Source organism: Streptomyces sp. CO7, assembly GCF_053474865.1.
Genome location: NZ_JBRIOU010000202.1, coordinates 1 through 2,961, shown reverse-complemented (window position 1 = coordinate 2,961; position 2,961 = coordinate 1). Strand labels below are relative to the sequence as shown.

Annotated in this window: 3 protein-coding genes; all 3 read right to left on the bottom strand. The window is 75.1% G+C overall.

Translation table 11 applies throughout. The features are described 5' to 3' along the window. Positions 1-71 precede the first annotated feature (71 nt). Positions 72-761, bottom strand: coding sequence for a response regulator (locus ACOV8S_RS32595; RefSeq protein WP_448322231.1), 690 nt, complete (start codon positions 759-761; stop codon positions 72-74). Further along, positions 758-2,041 carry a sensor histidine kinase gene (locus ACOV8S_RS32590; RefSeq protein WP_448322229.1) on the bottom strand — a complete coding sequence of 428 codons (1,284 nt, stop codon included), beginning with the start codon at positions 2,039-2,041 and terminating at the stop codon, positions 758-760. The genes ACOV8S_RS32595 and ACOV8S_RS32590 overlap by 4 nt, the downstream gene beginning before the upstream one ends. Before the next feature lie 69 nt (positions 2,042-2,110). Continuing rightward, positions 2,111-2,961 (bottom strand): metallophosphoesterase (locus tag ACOV8S_RS32585; protein WP_448322227.1); only part of this gene is annotated, 851 nt, incomplete at its 5' end.

The window sequence follows — 2,961 nt, the reverse complement described above, 5'->3', positions numbered from 1 at the left end:
GGTGTCGGCCGATCGGGTCCGGCGCACTCCCGCCGCGCCCGGCGGGCAGGGGGCAGGCGAGGCCGCCGGGCTCAGGGCGTGTTCGGGGGATCCGGGGCCGAGCGGGGACGGGTGAGGCCCAGGTCGTAGGCGTAGATCACCGCCTGGACACGGTCACGGGCGCCGATCTTGGCGAGGACGCGTCCGACGTGGGTCTTCACGGTGGACTCGGAGAGGACGAAGTGGGCGGCGATCTCACCGTTGGTCCAGCCCTTGCCGATGGCGACCAGGATCTCGCGTTCGCGGTCGGTGAGGGCGGCCAGCCGGGGGTCGAGGGCCGGGTCGTCGTCAGGACCCGGGATGTGCTGGGCGTACTCGTCGAGCAGGCGGCGGGTGAGCGCCGGAGCGATCACGGCGTCGCCCGCGGCCACCGCGCGGATGCCGGCGAACAGCTCCTCGGGGCGGGCGTCCTTCAGCAGGAAGCCGCTGGCCCCCGCGCGCAGGGCGGCGTGCACGTACTCGTCGAGGTCGAAGGTGGTCAGCACCAGGACCCGGGAGCGGCCACCCCCGGCGACGATGCGGCGGGTGGCCTCGATGCCGTCCATGCCGGGCATGCGGATGTCCATCAGGACCACGTCGGGGCGCAGTTCGGCCGCCCGGCGGACGGCGTCGGCGCCGTGGGCGGCCTCCCCGACCACGGTGGTCTCCGGGACGGACTCCAGCAGGACGCGGAAGGCGTAGCGCTGGAGCTGCTGGTCGTCGACGATGAGCACGGTGGTCACCGGGCACCCCCCTGCGGGGTGAGGTCGAGACCGACCGCCACCCGCCAGCCGCCGTCCTCCGTGGGGCCGGCGTCGACGGTTCCGCCGTACAGCGCGGCACGCTCGCGCATGCCCATCAGACCGTGTCCTTCCTCCTCGCGCGGTCCGGCCGGCCCGGCGGGGGCGAGCGGGCCGGTGTCCCGGACCTCGATGTCCAGCCGCCGGCCGTCGGCGGTGATCGACAGGCTCACCCTGGTGTCGGTCCCCGCGTGCTTGAGGGTGTTGGTGAGCGCCTCCTGCACGATGCGGTACGCGGTCAGCTGCACGCCCGGGTCGAGGGCCCGCATGTCCCCGGTGGTGCGGTAGGCGACCTCCGGCCCGGCGGCGCGGACGCCCGCGCACAGCATGTCGACGTCGGCGATGCCGGGCTGCGGGCTGAGCAGCGAACCCGCCGACGGATCGCCGCCCGCCTCGCGCAGCACCCCGAGCACCCGCCGCAGCTCGTCCAGGGCCTGGCGGCCGGTGTCGCCGATCAGCCGCAGGGCCTCCTTGCCGCGCTCGGGAGCCGCGTCGGCGGCGTACGCGCCCGCGTCGGCGAGGGTGATGATGACGCTCAGGTTGTGGCCCACGACGTCGTGCATCTCGCGGGCCACCCGCGCCCGCTCGGTCGCGGTCGCCAGCCTGCTGCGCTGGTCGCGCTCGATCTCCAGACGGGCCGCGCGCTCCCGCAGCCCGGCCAGCTGGGCCCGCCGGATCCGAATCGCGATGCCGAGCGCGACCGCCGCGGTCGCCGTGCCGAGCAGGAAGAACAGCGTGTCCCAGACCGACATCGTGGCGCGCACCCGCCACGCGACCAGCCCCATGGCGAGCGCCGTCACGCCACAGGCCCACGGCAGTCGCCGCAGCCGGCCGTGCAGCGCCAGGCTGTACAGCGCGACGAAGAGGGCGACGTCCGCCCGCAGCGCCGCGTCGAGGGACCACTGGACGACGAAGGCGGTGGCGATCACGCCGAAGACGGGCAGCGGCGCGCGCCGCCGCCACCACAGGGGCAGTACCAGCCCGGCCTGCAGGGCCAGCGTCGGCGCCAGGGGCAGATCGGTGAGGTCCAGCCGCACGCCGTGCGGGCCCTCGGGGGTGCCCTCGACCAGCAGGTCCGGCAGGCAGCACACCAGGACGACCACCAGCACGACGGTGGTGTCCAGCGCCCACGGACGGCGCTGGTCGATCTGCCGCAGGCGCTGCCCGGTGGAGGCCAGCCCGGCGACCAACGGGCTCATGGCTCCGGCGTTCTCGATGCTCACGGTGTCACCTGTGGGGTCGACTGCCCGGGCGAGGGATGTCGCACTGCGGCGCCGCCGACCACGCTACGGTCAGGCACGGCGGGAGGCCAGTTCGACCACCGTCACGTCGGACGGCGCGCCCACCCGGGTCGGCGGACCCCACGCGCCCGCGCCGCGCGACACGTACAGCTGCGTGTCCCCGTACCGCTCGAGCCCGGCCACCGTGGGGTTCGCCAGCGCCGCCACGTGGTTGAGCGGCCACAGCTGACCGCCGTGGGTGTGACCGGACAGCTGCAGGTCGACGCCGTGGCGCACGGCCTCGTCGACGAAGACCGGCTGGTGCGCCAGCAGCACCGACGCGCGGGAGGGGTCGCGGTCGCGCAGCGCGGCCGCGAGGTCGGGGCCGTCGCCGTAGCCCTCGCCGGACACGTCGTTCACCCCGGCGAGGTCGAAGGCGGGGAGCTCGACGCGTTCGTTCGCCAGCAGGTCGAGGCCCAGTTCCTGGACCAGGGCGGTCCACTCCTCCACGCCGGAGAAGTACTCGTGGTTGCCCGTGACGAAGAACGACCCGTGGCGCGCCCGCAGCCGGCTGATCGGCTCGACCGCGGACCGGAGGTCCTCGACCGAGCCGTCCGCGAGGTCGCCGACCACGGCGATCAGGTCGGGCTGCGTCGCATTGACGGTCGCCACGACCCGCTCGGTGAAGGCGCGCCCCAGGACGGGACCCAGGTGGACGTCGCTGACCACCGCGATCCGGAAACCGTGCGCCGCCCGCGGCAGCTTCGCCAGCGGCACGGTCACCCGCTTCACACCCGGCCCGCGCAGCACGCCGTACGTGCCCCGGCCGACCGTGCCGACGGCGGCGACGGCGGTCGCGCCGGCCACGACGCGGGCGACCAACACGCGGCGGGACAGCTCGGAGGGGTTCACCGGTGTGGGGT